Genomic DNA, 15359 nt, shown 5'->3' on the forward strand with positions numbered 1-15359 from the left:
TATGTCTGCACTCTTCAGCCCGACCGCCCTGGTCGTACCCTTTGAACTCTTAAGAATGGACGACGTCGAGTCGGTGGGTGGCAAAAACGCCAGCCTCGGCGAGATGATTTCACAGCTGCCCACCGGCGTGCGCGTGCCCACCGGCTTTGCCACCACGGCCCACGCGTTCCGCGCCTTCCTGGCGCACGACGGCCTGGCCGACAAGATCAGCGCCCGGCTGGCCCGGCTGGACACCGAAGACGTGCGCGCCCTGGCCGTGGCCGGTGCCGAAATCCGCGGCATGGTCGAAGCCCAGCCTTTCCCGGCCGATCTGCAGGCCGCCATTACCGAATCGTTTGCTACTTTAAGCGCTGGCAACCCCGAGGCATCGTTTGCCGTGCGCTCGTCGGCCACCGCCGAAGATTTGCCCGACGCATCCTTTGCGGGCCAGCAGGAAACCTTCTTGAACGTGGTGGGCATCGATGCCGTGCTGCACAAGATGAAAGAGGTGTTTGCCAGCCTGTACAACGACCGCGCCATCAGCTACCGCGTGCACAAGGGCTTTGCCCATGACATCGTGGCCCTGAGCGCAGGTGTGCAACGCATGGTGCGTTCCGACCTGGGTGCGGCAGGCGTGATGTTCACCATCGACACCGAGTCCGGCTTTGACCAGGTGGTCTTCATCACCAGCAGCTACGGCCTGGGCGAGACGGTGGTGCAGGGCGCGGTGAACCCCGACGAGTTCTATGTGCACAAGCCCATGCTCAAGGCGGGCAAGAGCGCCGTCATCCGCCGCAACCTCGGCAGCAAGATGGTGCAGATGGAGTTCACCACCCCCGCCGAGAAAGCCGCCACCGGCCAGCTCGTCAAAACCACCGACGTGCCCACCGAGCAGCGCAACCGCTACTCGCTGACCGATGCCGACGTGGAGCAACTGGCCCACTACGCGCTGGTGATCGAAGAGCACTACGGCCGCCCCATGGACATCGAATGGGGCAAGGACGGCACCGACGGCCTGCTCTACATCCTGCAGGCCCGCCCCGAGACGGTGAAGAGCCAGCAGCAGGGCAAGGCCGAGCTGCGCTACAAGCTCAAGGGCAAAAGCAATGTGCTGGCCGAAGGCCGCGCGATTGGCCAGAAGATCGGCACCGGCCCGGTGCGCTTTGTGCACAACATCAGCCAGATGGACGAAGTGCAGCCCGGCGACGTGCTGGTCACCGACATGACCGACCCCAACTGGGAACCGGTGATGAAGCGCGCCAGCGCCATCGTGACCAACCGCGGTGGCCGCACCTGCCACGCCGCCATCATTGCCCGCGAACTCGGCATTCCCGCCGTGGTGGGCTGCGGCGACGCGACCGAAAAGCTCAAGACCGGCACCCTGGTGACGGTGAGCTGTTCGGAAGGCGACACCGGCTTTATCTACGACGGCCTGCTGGAAACCGAGGTGACCGAGGTCTCGCGCGGCACCATGCCCGAGATCAAGACCAAGATCATGATGAACGTGGGCAACCCCCAGCTGGCGTTTGACTTCTGCCAGTTGCCCAACCAGGGCGTGGGCCTGGCCCGGCTGGAGTTCATCATCAACAACAACATCGGCGTGCACCCCAAGGCCATCCTGGACTACCCGAACATCGACAACGACCTGAAAAAAGCCGTCGAGTCGGTGGCCCGTGGCCATGCGTCGCCGCGTGCGTTCTATGTGGACAAGGTTACCGAAGGCGTGGCCACCATTGCCGCCGCCTTCTGGCCCAAGCCCGTCATCGTGCGCCTGTCGGACTTCAAGTCCAACGAGTACCGCAAGCTGATCGGCGGCAGCCGCTACGAGCCCGAAGAAGAAAACCCCATGCTGGGCTTCCGCGGCGCGGCGCGCTACATCAGCGCCGACTTTGGCGAAGCCTTTGCCATGGAATGCGCGGCCCTGCGCCGCGTGCGCCTGGACATGGGCTTGACCAATGTGCAGGTGATGGTGCCGTTTGTGCGCACCCTGGGCCAGGCCGAAAAGGTCACCCAGTTGCTGGCCCAGCACGGCCTGCAGCGCGGCCAGGACGGCCTGAAGATCATCATGATGTGCGAAGTGCCCAGCAACGCCATCCTGGCCGACGAGTTCCTGCAGTTCTTCGACGGCTTCTCCATCGGCTCCAACGACCTGACCCAGCTCACCCTGGGCCTGGACCGCGATTCCGGCCTGGAGCTGCTGGCCGCCGACTTCGACGAGCGCGACCCCGCTGTCAAAGCCATGCTGAGCCGCGCCATCGCCGCCTGCAAGGCCCAGGGCAAGTACGTGGGCATCTGCGGCCAGGGCCCCAGCGACCACCCCGACTTCGCCCAGTGGCTGGCGGACCAGGGCATCGAGTCGATTTCGCTGAACCCGGACAGCGTGGTGGCCACCTGGAAGCAGCTGGCGGGCTAGGGCTGTTGCGGATACGCTCCTCTGCCCAACTGGGCTAGGATGGAAAACCCTGGGGGCTTCGGCTCCCGGGGTTTTCTTTTTTGCGACCCTGATCCACTGTGGACCCCCTGTGTTTGCCCCTCCCTTCGTCACTTCGCCCACCTTCACCCGCTTGCGCATGGCTTTGTTGTTGCTGTGGGCGCTGCTGTCGTTTGGGGTGGTGTTTTTCGCGCGTGACCTGACCTGGGTGGTAGCGGGCTGGCCGCTGAACTACTGGTTTTGCGCCCAGGGCGTAGTGCTGTGCTACCTGCTGATCGTGGTGGTGTACGCCTGGCGGCGCCGCCACGATGGGGCCGATGCCGAGCCCGGCCAGGTGCTGCCGTCGCTGCACCGCCTGCACCGTAACTTCGGGCTGTACGTGGTCTGCCTGCTGGCGTTTCTGGGGCTGATGGCCTGGGCCGAAAGCCGGGGCATGTCGCGCTACTGGATCGGCGGCATCTTTTTGTTTGCCACCTTTGCGCTGTACGCCAGCATCGGCATCTACTGCCGCACCTCCGACCCCAACGAATACTACGTGGCCGGGCGGCGCATTCCGCCCATCTACAACGGCATGGCCACGGCGGCCGACTGGATGAGCGCAGCATCCTTTGTGAGCCTGGCCGGGGGCTTGTACCTGAACGGGTTTTCCGGCTCCAACGGCCAGCCGGGCGGCCTGGCTTACATCATGGGCTGGACCGGTGGTTTTTGCCTGGTGGGCCTGCTGATTGCGCCGCGCCTGCGCCGCATGCAGCTCTACACCGTGCCCGACTTTTTTGGCGTGCGTTTTGGTGGGCGCTGGCCGCGCTGGATTGCCGCCGGGGCGGCGGTGCTGTGCTCGTTTACCTATGTGGTGGCGCAGATTTACGCCGTGGGGCTGATCACCTCGCGCCTGACCGGGGTGCAGTTCGAAATCGGCATTCTGCTGGGGCTGGGCGGGGTGCTGGTGTGCTCGTTTTTAGGTGGCATGCGGGCGGTGACCTGGACCCAGGTGGCGCAGTATGTGATCTTGATTCTGGCGTTTTTGATTCCGGTGTCGTGGCTGGCGTACAAGCAATTGGGCAATCCGCTGGCCCCGTTGGTGTACGGCCAGCAGTTGCCGAAAATCGCGGCGCTGGAGAAGCAGCTGGGCGAGTCGCCTTCGGAGCGCGAAGTGCAGGCCATCTACGCCCAGCGCGCAGCCCATTTTGCTCACATGCTGGAAGACGTGCCCCGCACCCTGGTGCTGGAGCGCGCCGCTGCGCATGCCCGGCTGCGCCAGCTCAAGGCCGACCGGGCCGACCCTTCCCTGGTGCGCAAGGCCGGGCGCGATCTGGCGGCCTTGCCCAAGGACGAGGCCACGGCGCGCGAACTCTGGAGCCGCGCGCGGCAAGACAACCTGGAGCGCGCCCAGCCGCTGGCGGGCATGTCGCTGCACACCCAGGTGTTCAGCGGCAACCCGGACGGCACGCCCGCCGAGCGCGAAAGCTATGACACCTCGCGGCTGAACTTTTTGGCGCTTATTTTTTGCCTGATGGCGGGCACCGCCGCGCTGCCGCATCTGCTGACGCGCTACTACACCACGCCCTCGGTGGCCGAGGCCCGCAGTTCGGTGGCCTGGTCGCTGTTTTTTATTGCACTGCTGTACCTGGCCGCGCCCGCGCTGGCGGTGCTGGTCCAGTTCGAGGTGATGAGCGAGCTGGTCGGGCAAAGCTTTGACAAACTGCCCACCTGGATCGCGCAGTGGGCGCAGGTCGATCCGTCGCTGCTGCAGGTGACCGATGTGAATGGCGACCACATCCTGCAGTTTGCCGAGCTGCGGCTGGGGGCCGATCTGGTGATGCTGGCCACGCCCGAGCTGGGTGGCTTGCCCTATGTGGTGTCGGGGCTGGTGGCGGCGGGCGGACTGGCGGCGGCCTTGTCCACCGCCGACGGCCTGCTGCTGACCATGGGCAACGCGCTGGCCCACGACGTGTACTTTCGGGGCGTGCGGGATAAGGCCTCGCTGTCTGACCCGATGGTGCGGGTGCTACTGTCCAAGTTTGCACTGCTGCTGCTGGCCCTGGCGGCGGCCTATGTGGCGGCGCAAAAGCCCGCCAACATTCTGGCGCTGGTGTCGGCCTCGTTCTCGCTGGCGGCGGCGGCTTTTTTCCCGGCCATGGTGGCGGGCCTGTTCTGGCAGCGCACCACGCGCCGCGCCGCGGTGGCGGGCATGCTCACCGGGCTGGGCGTGACGTTGTGGTACATGCTGGCCAATGTGCCCGCAGTGCGTGCCTGGCTGGGCTGGAGCGGATCGGGCCTTTGGTGGGGCATTCAGCCCATATCCGCCGGGGTGTTTGGCCTGCCTGCGGGCGCGCTGGTGGTGTGGCTGGTGAGCCTTTTGCGGCCCCAGCCTGTACTGGTGCCAGAACCCGGGCTATAATCATTGGCTTTGCCCTTGCTACACCACTACAGACGCAGTGGGTGGCTTCACATCCTTAAGGAGAAATATGCGTCATTACGAAATCATTTTGATGATCCACCCGGATCAGAGCGAACAGGTTCCAGCCATGCTGGAGCGCTACAAAGGCATGATCGTTGCCGGTGGCGGCAAGATCCACCGCGTGGAAGACTGGGGCCGCCGTCAACTGGTGTACCTGATCAACAAGCTGGCCAAGGCCCACTACCTGTGCGTCAACATCGAAGCCGACCAAGCCATCATGGCTGAACTGGAACACGCGTTCAAGTTCAACGATGCCGTGCTGCGCCACCTGACCGTGGTGATGAAGAAGGCTGAAACCGGCCCTTCGTCGATGATGAAGACCGTCGAACGCGAAGAAGCGCGCAAGACCCAGCAAGCCGAGTACGCAGCCCACTAACTGGAATGCTCCAGTAGCGGAGCTACCGGGCAGCATGAAAGTTATTCATGCTCTGGTGGCTTGCTGAACGGAGTTCCCACACGGAGTGAACCACGTTGTTTTGACGGCCTGTCTTGCAGAAGTTAAAAACCTGCGCTACACGCCCGCCGGACTGCCCGCCCTGGATATGGTGCTCGAACACGAGTCCAGTCTGGAACAAGCAGGCCACATCAGGCACATCAAAGCAGCCGTAAAGGCCATCGCCTTTGGCGCAATCGCCGAGCGAATCCAGCAGCAGCCCTTGGGCAGCGTCTGGCAATTCACCGGTTTTTTAGCCTCCCCCCGACTGGGCAAGAACCCCGTACTTCATATTCAAGATTTTCAAACAGATTAAATCAGGAGTCCATCATGGCCGGACCAAAACGTTTCAATAACAAAGACAAGCGCCCCAAGCGCAACACCCAGTCCCTGCTGTTCAAGCGCAAGCGCTTTTGCCGCTTCACCGTGACCGGTGTGGAACAGATCGACTACAAAGACATCGACACGCTGCGCGATTTCATCGCTGAAAACGGCAAGATCATCCCCGCACGCCTGACCGGCACGCGCGCGATTTTCCAGCGCCAGCTCAACACCGCTATCAAGCGTGCGCGTTTCCTCGCCATGCTGCCGTACAGCGACCAGCACCGCATCTAAGGAAGTACGAACATGCAAATCATCCTGCTCGACAAGGTTTTGAACCTTGGCAACCTCGGCGACATCGTCAAGGTCAAAGACGGCTACGCCCGTAACTTCTTGATCCCCACCGGTCGTGCACGCCGTGCTACCGAAAAGGCCAAGCAAGAATTCGAAGCCAAGCGCGTCGAACTCGAAAAAGCCGCTGCTGCCAAGCTGGGCGCGTCGCAAGTCATGGGCGAAAAGCTCGCTGGCTCGACCATCAAGCTGACGCAAAAAGCCGGTGTGGACGGTCGCCTGTTTGGCTCCGTGACCAACGCCGACATCGCAGAAGAACTGAGCAAGCAAGGCTACAAAGTCACCAAAGCCCAGATCCGCCTGCCTAACGGCATGATCAAGACCACCGGCGACAACACCGTTTCCGTGGCTTTGCACACCGACGTGGTTGTTGAGATCACCGTAGCTGTGTACGGCGAAACCGCTTAATTAGCGTCCATCCGTAAGGGGCCGCCAGGGTGCAAACCTTGGCGGCCTTTTCCGTTGGGAAGCCGGGTTATACCGGGTTGTCCCAAGCTTATCCCCGGTTTACCCCCAGACTTGTGCCCCGACTGGAGCCCGCGCATCCGGTCCAACTTAGGAAGCCACCTCCATGTCTGCCGTTTTCCCCGCTCTGGACGATTCCTATGGCCAGGACCGCCAAATTGCGCAGCTGCGCATCCCGCCGCACTCCATCGAGGCCGAATCCAGCGTGCTGGGCGGTCTGCTGCTGGATAACAACGCCTGGGACCGCGTGGGCGACCTGCTCAAGGACGATGATTTCTACCGCTACGAGCACCGGCTGATCTTTGCCGCCGTGCGCGAGCTGGTCAACGCCAGCAAACCGGCCGACGTGATCACCGTGTTCGAGCGGCTGCAAAGCATTGGCAAGTCGGAAGAAGTGGGCGGCCTGGCCTACCTGAATTCGCTGGCCCAGTACGTGCCCAGCGCCAGCAACATCCGCCGCTACGCCGAAATCGTGCGCGAGCGCGGCATTCTGCGCAAGCTGGTCACGGCCAGCGACGAGATCGCCACCAACGCCTTTAATACCCAGGGCCGCCCGGTGGACAAGATCCTCGACGAGGCCGAGCAGAAGATCTTCAACATCGGCGAAGAGGGCGCGCGCAACAAACAGGGCTTCCAGGCCATGGAAACCCTGGTGGTCGATCTGCTGGACCGCGTCCAGGAGATGGCCGACAACCAGAACGACGTGACCGGGGTGCCCACCGGCTTCTACGACCTGGACCGCATGACCTCGGGCCTGCAGCCCGGCGACATGATCGTGCTGGCCGCCCGCCCGTCCATGGGCAAGACCGCCTTCGCCATCAACATCGCTGAGCACGTGGCCCTCAAGGAAGGCCTGCCGGTGGCCGTGTTCTCCATGGAAATGGGTGCCTCGCAGCTGGCCATCCGTATCGTCGGCTCGATTGGCCGCATCGACCAGGGCCATCTGCGCACCGGTAACCTCACCGACGACGAATGGCCGCGCCTGGCCGAGGCGGTGGAAAAGCTGCGCACCGTGTCGCTGCACATCGACGAAAGCCCCGGCCTCACCCCCAGCGAGCTACGCGCCAATGCCCGCCGCCTGGCGCGCCAGTGCGGCAAGCTGGGTCTGATCGTGGTCGACTACCTGCAGCTGATGAGCGGCTCCGGCAGCGGCGGCAGCGGCGACAACCGCGCCACCGAGTTGGGCGAAATCTCTCGGGGCTTGAAGATGCTGGCCCGCGAGCTGCAATGCCCGGTGATTGCGCTGTCGCAGCTCAACCGCAGCGTGGAGCAGCGCCCCGACAAACGCCCCATGATGAGCGATTTGCGCGAGTCCGGTGCCATCGAGCAGGATGCCGACATCATCATGTTCATCTACCGCGACGAGTACTACACCAAGGACGCGTGCAAAGAACCCGGCGTGGCCGAGATCATCATCGCCAAGCAGCGGAACGGCCCCACCGGCACGGTGAAGCTGGCCTTCCTGCGCAACATCACCAAGTTTGAAAGCCTGGCCAGCAACTACGGCAGCGGCGGAGACTACTGAAAATGGATCGCTCTGATATTGATAGCTGCTCACGCTTATTCGATAAGCACGGAGGGCACTTTTTGCGTAAAACCCCGTTGTGGAAACTCTCGGGTGCGGCGCTCGGCGTGGACTGCGCCGAAGTCTGGCTCAAGCTGGAGCACCTGCAGGTCGGCGGCAGCTTCAAGGCGCGCGGCATGCTTAACCGCCTGCTGGCCAACCCCATCCCCGCCGCGGGCGTGGTGATCGCTTCCGGCGGCAACGCGGGCATCGCCACTGCCGCCGCGGCCCAGGCCCTTGGCGTGCGCTGCGAGGTGTTTGTGCCCACCAGCTCGCCCGAAGCCAAACGCGCCCGCCTGCGCGATCTGGGGGCCGAGGTGGTGGTTACCGGCGCAGCCTACGCGCAAGCCTTCGAGGCCTGCATGGCCCGCCAGCAGGCCACCGGCGCGCTGCTGACCCATGCCTACGACCAGCCCGAAGTGCTGGCGGGCGCAGGCACCCTGGCCGCCGAGCTCGAAGCCCAGGGCGGCGTGCCCGACAGCGTGCTGGTCAGCGTGGGCGGCGGCGGTTTGATCGGTGGCATCGCCGCCTGGTTTGAGGCGCGTTGCCGCGTGGTTGCGCTGGAGCCCGAACGCGCACCCACCCTGTACAGCGCCCGCCAGGCCGGGGAACCGGTAGATGTGGCCGTGGGCGGCATCGCCGCCGACTCGCTAGGGGCCAAACGCATCGGCCAACTCGGCTGGGAAGTCACCCAGCGCCACGTAAAAGATGCTCTGCTGCTGAGCGACGAAGCGATTCTGGCGGCCCAGCGATGGCTGTGGAAAGAGCTGCGGCTGGCGGTGGAGCCCGGCGCGGCCCTGGGACTGGCGGCTCTGCAAACCGGCGCGTACCGGCCCCGTGCCGATGAGAAAGTCGCGTTGATTTTGTGCGGCGGCAACGTCGATCCTTCCACTTTGGCCTGAATTTAGAATAGCAAAATGCTTGACATCCTTACCCTCCGTAAAGACCCCGATGCCGTGGTCGCCCGCCTGCAAACGCGCAAAAACCCCCAGCAGTTCCTGAACGTCGAGGCGTTCAAAGCCCTGGAGTCGGAGCGCAAAACCATCCAGACCCGCACCGAAGACCTGCAAGCCCAGCGCAACAGCGCCAGCAAGCAGATCGGCCAGCGCAAAGCCAAAGGCGAGGGCGTGGACGACCTGATGGCCCAGGTGGCCTCCATCAAGGATGTGCTGGAGGCCTCCGCCGTGCGCCTGGAGCAAATCCAGGCCGAGCTGCAAACCCTGCTGCTGGCCGTGCCGAATCTGCCGCACGCCAGCGTGCCCGTGGGCGAAGACGAGCACGCCAACGTGGTGGTGCGCACCTGGAACCCCAGCGAGCGTGCGCCCGGTACTATGGAATTCGCAGCTAAAGACCACGTGGATTTGGGCGCGCCGCTCGGTTTGGACTTTGAAATGGGTGTCAAGCTCACCGGCTCGCGCTTCACCGTGATGCAAGGCCCCATCGCCAAGCTGCACCGCGCACTCGCCCAGTTCATGCTGGACGTGCAGACCGAAGAGCACGGCTATACCGAATGCTACGTGCCCTACATCGTCAACGCCGACTCCATGCGCGGCACCGGCCAACTGCCCAAGTTTGAAGGCGACCTGTTCGCCGCCAAAAAGGGCGGCCAGGACGGCGAAGAGATGCCCGACCACAGCGCGCTCTACCTCATCCCCACCAGCGAAGTGCCGCTGACCAACTTTGTGCGCGACGCTATCGTGGCCGAGGCCGACCTGCCCATCAAGCTGACCGCCCACACCCCGTGCTTCCGTTCCGAAGCCGGCAGCGCCGGGCGCGACACCCGTGGCCTGATCCGCCAGCACCAGTTTGACAAGGTGGAAATGGTGCAAATCGTCCACCCCGACCAGAGCTACGAAACGCTGGAGCAAATGACCGGCCACGCCGAAGCCGTGCTGCAAAAGCTCGGCCTGCCGTACCGCGTGATGGCACTGTGCACCGGCGACATGGGCTTTGGCGCGGCCAAGACCTACGACCTGGAAGTCTGGCTGCCCGGCCAAAACACCTACCGCGAAATCAGCTCCGTCTCCAACTGCGAAGCCTTCCAGGCCCGCCGCCTGCAGGCCCGCTTCAAGAATGCCCAGGGCAAGAGCGAGTTTTTGCACACCCTGAACGGCTCCGGCCTGGCCGTGGGCCGCGCCCTGGTGGCGGTGCTGGAAAACTACCAAAACGCCGACGGCTCGGTCACCGTGCCCGAAGTGCTGCGCCCGTATTTGCGCGGTTTGGAGACGCTGGCGTAAAAGCCGGGTTTTGGCCTGCTAGAATAGCGGACGTTGCTTAACCGCAATTGGAAGAGTGGCAGAGTGGCCGAATGTACCTGACTCGAAATCAGGCGTACCGCAAGGTACCGTGGGTTCGAATCCCACCTCTTCCTCCATTTAAGTTGTTGATTCATAAAGATAATCAGCAAAATCAAGGGCTTACAGCGGTTTCTGTGACTTGTAACTGTGACTGGTAGACGTGGCATGGTGTTAAATCCTAACCACGTACCACCGATGGCAAAGCCCCTTGGACTGACTGAGCGCAACGGCGTTTATCAGCTTCGCGTCTACGTTCCCCATGACCTCCTAAGCGCCTACGGTGGCCGGATTGACTTCCGTATCAGCCTAGGCCGGGTGAGCTACGCCCAGGCCAAGAGCGCAGCGCACCGCGTGCGGGCAGAGAAAGAAGCTGAGTTCGAAGCCAAGCGCCCGGACCTCAAGGCCGCAGCAGCCCCCCATGCCCCTATATCCGCAATCTCGCCCGAGCTAGCCCAGGCCATCGCCCAAGGGGTCTATGCCGCAGACCTTGCGCAGGATGAGGCGGGCAGGGATAGCGACGATGGCAGGGCTGCACTGGTGGAGCTGGCCGCGCTGACCAACCCCAGCAAGGCCCTGTTACTCGACCCCCCGGCCCCTCCTGAGTTCCACTATATGGACGGCATCCCCGACGATGCAGCCGAGGTGCTGGCTTCTCTGAATGCAGTACAAGAAGGCGAGACTGCCCAGGCCCTGGCACGCCGCAAGCTCTCCACGGTGCTGGCCCAGGCGGATGCAGCGGCCCGCAGGATGGGCCTTGAGGTGGATTGGTCAACTGACAGTGCCAAGCAGGCGCTACGGCTCAGCCTTGAGGGGCTGCGCAAGGCCCACAAGGGGCGCGTGGAGCGTGATCTAGGCGAAGTTATACCTACCCCGCCCGCTCCTGTAGTCGCTGTGCCTGTGACCTCTCAGGCCCCCGAAGTGGCCCACACGCTGGCCGATGTGGTGACCGTGTGGGAGACCCTCAAGCAGCCGGGGGTGAGTTCCCGGAAGATGATGGGGTACGCGGTGCGTCTGGTGGATAAGTGCCTGGGCTCCACCCCGATTGAGCAATTCACCAAGCCACAGGGCGCGGTAGTTATTGCGTATCTGCTGGTTAACTGCGGGTCACAGAAGACCGCCAAGAACCGCTTTGATTCGGTCAATGCGCTGCTGAATGTTGCTGCTGACCTGCAAGGCTGGATACCGTCCAACCCTTGGAGGGGCCACCGGGTAGCCGTGAAGAAGTCGCGGGCACGCAAAGACCTGCAACCGGAGACACTGACCAAGCTTTTCGACTCCCCTCTGTTCCGCTCCTACGACCTTCCCAGCATCAAAGGTGCGGGCGGCAGTGCTGCCTACTGGGTGCCCTTGCTGGCCCCCTTCACGGGTGCACGCCAGTCTGAGCTGTGCCAGTTGCGCCTTGAGGATGTGACCACGATGGCCGATGGGATGGTTCTGTCCATCCAAGCCGATGCGGGCGATGAGGAGGAGGGCATTCCTTCGACTACCACCAAGGGCGAAACCACCAAGCGCCGCGTGCCTGTTCACTCCCATCTAATCCGCCTGGGCTTTGCTGACTACGTGGCCGATATGAAGGATGCGGGGCATGCGCTGCTATTCCCGAACGTCAGAAAGCCCCCTGCGGGCATGCCGATGGGCGAGTATTTCAGCAAGTGGTGGAGCGTGTACCGCAATGCACAGGGCGTAACGGGCCGGTACAAGGACTTTCACGCCTTCCGGCACACCTCACGAACCCGGCTGACTGACCAAGGCGTGGAGGATGTATTGAGCGCCCGCATTCTGGGCCACACCGTGGGGGGCTCCACAGGCTCCAAGGTCTACGACCATTCGGTGGTGACCCTGCGCCCTACCTTGGAGAAGCTGGCCTATCCAGAGCTGCCCCAGGTACGGTGCTACCCGTTGCGGGCCTGAGTTAACTTCGCCCCCGGCCTGACCCTGCGCTCCATCCTCCGCGATGGGCAACCGTGGTTTGTCGCTAAGGATGTCTGCGGTGCCTTGGACATTCTGAATCCAACCGATGCGCTGAATAAATCCGTGGATGCCGAAGACCGCTCGACGGCTGACCCTCGTTTAGAACTAGGGTCAGTCCGCAGCAACACGCCAGTGAACATAGTCAACGAGTCGGGCCTCTACTCCTTGATCCTGAAGTCACGCAAGCCCGAGGCCAAGGCCTTTAAGAAGTGGGTGACCTCCGAGGTCCTGCCGTCCATCCGCAAGACCGGCATGTACATGACCCAGAAGGTGGCCGTTGAGGCCGTGGAGGACCCATCAACGTTCCTTGCACGGGCCCTTGTGGTGGCTCAGGGAGGTGCCGCTATTTCCATCACAAAAATCTGAGGGGGTATTGAATAAGCACCGGGCGCAGCCTTCCCCCCGTGCCCCCCACGGTTTCCTATGGGTGACCTTGAGGTGCTGGCGGTGGCTGCAAAGAGCATGCGGGGTGGACCGTGGAGCGGGTGCCACTGCCCGGAAGAAATCGCACATCGAAGATAGTCTCATATCGTGGATTTCTTTATATGTACGCTTGTTATATAGCTATCGTTTTTATATGTATAGTCCGTAGGTCAGGGCGCAATCGGTGCCCCGCAATCAACCTTAAAGGCCTACAAAATGACCATGCAAAACGAAGCGACTCCATTCCCAGAACGCACCGCAGCACAGCGGGCCGGGGACTACCTCCTGGGGCGCACTGTGTACGCTCTGGACCTCCTGGGGCAGTGCGTGGGCTCTGTGGTCTCCTGCCTCACCCGCGATGAATGGGATGTGCATTTCTATGTGCGATGGAACTGCCCCCCGTTCGTGGATGCGTGGAGTGAGGCCGGGGGTGATGGGGGCTCTGTCTACATCCTGCATCTCGGGCGGGTGGAGTACAACGTGTACCGCACCATCAAGGCCCCCAAGGGCAACCAGCAGGCGCACACCGCAGAGTAAGCGCAGCCCCAGGGGCAAACCATAGGCCCCGCTGAGGGCCTGCAAGGGGCCGCTATGGCCCTTTGTCGTTTCTAGGCTGCGGCTGTGGTTTGTTCCGCCCGGCCCTTGGTCAATCGGCTGAGTGTGGAGCGTGAGGCACCCGTGACCTTGCAGACCGTGTTCCATGAGTCCCCGCGCTTGAGCATGTCCAGAATCATCGCCTGACGCTCTGTGTCTGCCGGTCGGCCTTTGTACTTGCCATCCTGCTTTGCTGTGGCGATACCTTCGGCGGTGCGCCTCCTGCGGTCCTCATAGTCCTTGCGGGCGATGGCAGCAAGCATGTCCAGCATCATGCTGTTCAGGGCCTCCATCATCCGCTGCGTGAGGTCGTCAGCCCCCGAAGCCACCAACTGCCAAGAGGTGGGCAGGTCCAGCGCCACCACCCGCACCCGCTTTTCTTGAATCTTGGCCTTGAGGGCCTGCCAGTCGTCCCCGTTGAGGCGTGATAGGCGGTCCACCTGTTCAAGTAGCAGCACATCACCGGGCCGACTCTCTGCCAGCAGTTCAAACAACGCGGGCCGCTTGAGGGTTGCCCCCGATTCGTTCTCCTCGTAGTAGGCCGCAATGGTCAGACCCCGCTCTGTGGCGAAGGCATCAAGGCTGGCCCGTGCCCGCTGGGCATCCTGCTCGATGGTGGAGGCGCGGAGGTAGGCGCGGATGAACATATAGGCCCTTGGTTCGTTTTGAATGGTTCCAATAATAGCAGTTCGCTTTGGGTAAGTAAACACCAGTTATCGAACCAAATTAACGGGGCATTTCGGCGGTGCCCTTGAGGCATACCCAAAGGGAACCAGCGGGGCAGGGCCTTGAACTTGACTCAGCGGACTTTTCCGCTCAGTACAAAGACTCTACTGGGCGCACCCTTCCGATGTTCCGCCTCCCCAAGGACCTAACCATCACCCTGGTGTCTGGCTACTCGGTGACCATGCGGGCCAAGAACGTACAGGCGTTGCCAGCACCTGTTTTTTGTGGACGCAGGCTACAGGCTAAGGAGGGACCCCGAGGGCCGCTACTGCTTGAATGACCTCCACAAGGCGGCAGGCGGGGCAACTAAACCCACACCCTCGATAAACCAACGCACCGCCCAGCTCCCGCGTACAGGCGCTCCCCAGGAGGGAGAACAGCCGCGCACGTTGCTATCCAAATGATAGTGAGTCTGGACTTTTACATTGGGTGCTATCGCCAACGGAATCAACGGCCCGCACGGCCCCTGATGGTGGACCTCCTAAGCGCTGTGTCTACCTAAACACCGTCTATTGCCTCCACGGTCAGCCGCTGAGCGCCGCCAGTGCGCGGCTGGATGCAGCCACCTAGACCCTGACCTTCGCTTAAGCAACCCCCCATCCCCACCATCCATGACCACCACACCCCACGCCCTCCCACCTTCAAAGACCCGATGGGGCACCTACCCCGGCAGACTGACCCGTGAGCAGGTACAAGCCAAATACGGCCCCGTCCCTGACCCCTGGTGGACCCCGGAGCGTGTCGATTCATTCCTTGCACGGCTCCCCCGTCCATCTTGCCGCCACTCTGTGAGGCTGGACGATGACAAGGTAATGCTGGTGCGTGACTTTGGAGCTGCCACCCTCAAGGCCCAGCGCATGGGCGCATCCTACGTGTCCACCTTGGGGGCCATCCTGGGGCTGTTTGCGGAGGCCGACAGCTACGGCGTGGAGTGTCTGGTGTCCCAGCGGGATGCCCACCTAGGCACGCCCAAAGCCATCCGCAACATTCAGGCCCAGTTGGAAAGCGCCAAACTCATGTTCAAGGAGTCCCGGCCCCAAGGCCATGGGTTTGTGGGCGATGTGTTTGTGTACGCTCCCCGTGAGCGCTACAGGCACTGCACGGCCACGGCCAGTTATCTGGAGCAGCTATACCGCAACACCGAAGGGCAGCGCAAAGAACCGGTAACGCCTGCGAACTTGAGCCCGGAAGATGTGCCCTACTGAGTTCTTAAGGGCTCACTATTGAGGTGTGCTGGTCTAATTCCCCCGGACACCTCGATAGGTGGAATCCACCTGGACGAGAAATATGACCAAGAAGCAAAGACGAACATTCAACGCGGAGTTCAAGCTGCAAGTCGTGCAGAT

General features: G+C 62.8%; 14 protein-coding genes and 1 tRNA gene. 14 read left to right on the forward strand and 1 reads right to left on the reverse strand.

Features of this window, described 5'->3' with window-relative positions; genetic code table 11:
• Window position 1: 1 nt before the first annotated feature.
• The 13 genes from ppsA (at window position 2) to AC097O_RS20400 (ending at window position 13230) form a co-directional block, all read left to right on the forward strand.
• Entirely contained in the window at window positions 2-2392 is a 2391-nt protein-coding gene (gene ppsA, locus AC097O_RS20340) for a phosphoenolpyruvate synthase (RefSeq protein WP_479594673.1), read from the forward strand.
• Window positions 2393-2501: 109 nt separating this feature from the next.
• Window positions 2502-4808, forward strand: a complete 2307-nt coding sequence (locus AC097O_RS20345) for a VC_2705 family sodium/solute symporter (protein WP_479594674.1) — start codon at window positions 2502-2504, stop codon at window positions 4806-4808.
• Between the two features lie 67 nt (window positions 4809-4875).
• Window positions 4876-5244: a 30S ribosomal protein S6 gene (rpsF, locus tag AC097O_RS20350; protein WP_295953935.1), complete on the forward strand. Its 369-nt coding sequence runs from the start codon at window positions 4876-4878 to the stop codon at window positions 5242-5244.
• An 85-nt stretch (window positions 5245-5329) separates the two neighbouring features.
• Entirely contained in the window at window positions 5330-5617 is a 288-nt protein-coding gene (gene priB, locus AC097O_RS20355; protein ID WP_479594675.1) for a primosomal replication protein N, read from the forward strand.
• Window positions 5618-5631: 14 nt separating this feature from the next.
• Window positions 5632-5916: a 30S ribosomal protein S18 gene (gene rpsR / locus AC097O_RS20360; RefSeq protein ID WP_092761761.1), complete on the forward strand. Its 285-nt coding sequence runs from the start codon at window positions 5632-5634 to the stop codon at window positions 5914-5916.
• Window positions 5917-5928: 12 nt separating this feature from the next.
• Window positions 5929-6381 carry a 50S ribosomal protein L9 gene (rplI, locus tag AC097O_RS20365; RefSeq protein WP_295953946.1) on the forward strand — a complete coding sequence of 151 codons (453 nt, stop codon included), beginning with the start codon at window positions 5929-5931 and terminating at the stop codon, window positions 6379-6381.
• A 163-nt stretch (window positions 6382-6544) separates the two neighbouring features.
• Window positions 6545-7963 (forward strand): replicative DNA helicase, encoded by a 1419-nt coding sequence (gene dnaB / locus AC097O_RS20370; protein WP_479594676.1) that lies wholly within the window; start codon window positions 6545-6547, stop codon window positions 7961-7963.
• Window positions 7964-7965: 2 nt separating this feature from the next.
• The gene (locus AC097O_RS20375; protein WP_479594677.1) at window positions 7966-8904 is read left to right on the forward strand and encodes a threonine/serine dehydratase; all 939 of its coding nucleotides are present in this window, start codon (window positions 7966-7968) and stop codon (window positions 8902-8904) included.
• Window positions 8905-8919: 15 nt separating this feature from the next.
• Entirely contained in the window at window positions 8920-10239 is a 1320-nt protein-coding gene (serS, locus tag AC097O_RS20380; protein ID WP_479594678.1) for a serine--tRNA ligase, read from the forward strand.
• Window positions 10240-10288: 49 nt separating this feature from the next.
• Window positions 10289-10376: transfer RNA gene (locus tag AC097O_RS20385), tRNA-Ser, on the forward strand.
• A 118-nt stretch (window positions 10377-10494) separates the two neighbouring features.
• Entirely contained in the window at window positions 10495-12210 is a 1716-nt protein-coding gene (locus AC097O_RS20390) for a DUF6538 domain-containing protein (RefSeq protein ID WP_479594679.1), read from the forward strand.
• Window positions 12211-12243: 33 nt separating this feature from the next.
• Window positions 12244-12636: a BRO-N domain-containing protein gene (locus AC097O_RS20395; protein ID WP_479594686.1), complete on the forward strand. Its 393-nt coding sequence runs from the start codon at window positions 12244-12246 to the stop codon at window positions 12634-12636.
• 354 nt (window positions 12637-12990) lie between these two features.
• On the forward strand, window positions 12991-13230 hold the full coding sequence (locus tag AC097O_RS20400; RefSeq protein ID WP_479594680.1) for a hypothetical protein: 240 nt from the start codon (window positions 12991-12993) through the stop codon (window positions 13228-13230).
• A 71-nt stretch (window positions 13231-13301) separates the two neighbouring features.
• On the opposite strand, the gene AC097O_RS20405 is transcribed toward AC097O_RS20400, so the two are convergent.
• Entirely contained in the window at window positions 13302-13934 is a 633-nt protein-coding gene (locus AC097O_RS20405) for a recombinase family protein (protein WP_479594681.1), read from the reverse strand.
• Between the two features lie 891 nt (window positions 13935-14825).
• Here AC097O_RS20405 and AC097O_RS20410 point away from each other — a divergent pair.
• Window positions 14826-15218, forward strand: a complete 393-nt coding sequence (locus AC097O_RS20410; protein ID WP_479594682.1) for a hypothetical protein — start codon at window positions 14826-14828, stop codon at window positions 15216-15218.
• Window positions 15219-15359: the final 141 nt, after the last annotated feature.

It is taken from the genome of Rhodoferax sp. LS1P39, from assembly GCF_056521425.1.

Bases quoted from the DNA above. Each gene is read 5' to 3' on its own strand.
- serS (WP_479594678.1), top strand. From the start codon at position 8,920: ATGCTTGACATCCTTACCCTCCGTAAAGACCCCGATGCCGTGGTCGCC.
- rplI (WP_295953946.1), top strand. From the start codon at position 5,929: ATGCAAATCATCCTGCTCGACAAGGTTTTGAACCTTGGCAACCTCGGC.
- AC097O_RS20405 (WP_479594681.1), bottom strand. From the start codon at position 13,934: ATGTTCATCCGCGCCTACCTCCGCGCCTCCACCATCGAGCAGGATGCC.
- AC097O_RS20410 (WP_479594682.1), top strand. From the start codon at position 14,826: ATGCTGGTGCGTGACTTTGGAGCTGCCACCCTCAAGGCCCAGCGCATG.
- AC097O_RS20375 (WP_479594677.1), top strand. From the start codon at position 7,966: ATGGATCGCTCTGATATTGATAGCTGCTCACGCTTATTCGATAAGCAC.
- rpsR (WP_092761761.1), top strand. From the start codon at position 5,632: ATGGCCGGACCAAAACGTTTCAATAACAAAGACAAGCGCCCCAAGCGC.
- rpsF (WP_295953935.1), top strand. From the start codon at position 4,876: ATGCGTCATTACGAAATCATTTTGATGATCCACCCGGATCAGAGCGAA.
- AC097O_RS20390 (WP_479594679.1), top strand. From the start codon at position 10,495: ATGGCAAAGCCCCTTGGACTGACTGAGCGCAACGGCGTTTATCAGCTT.
- dnaB (WP_479594676.1), top strand. From the start codon at position 6,545: ATGTCTGCCGTTTTCCCCGCTCTGGACGATTCCTATGGCCAGGACCGC.
- ppsA (WP_479594673.1), top strand. From the start codon at position 2: ATGTCTGCACTCTTCAGCCCGACCGCCCTGGTCGTACCCTTTGAACTC.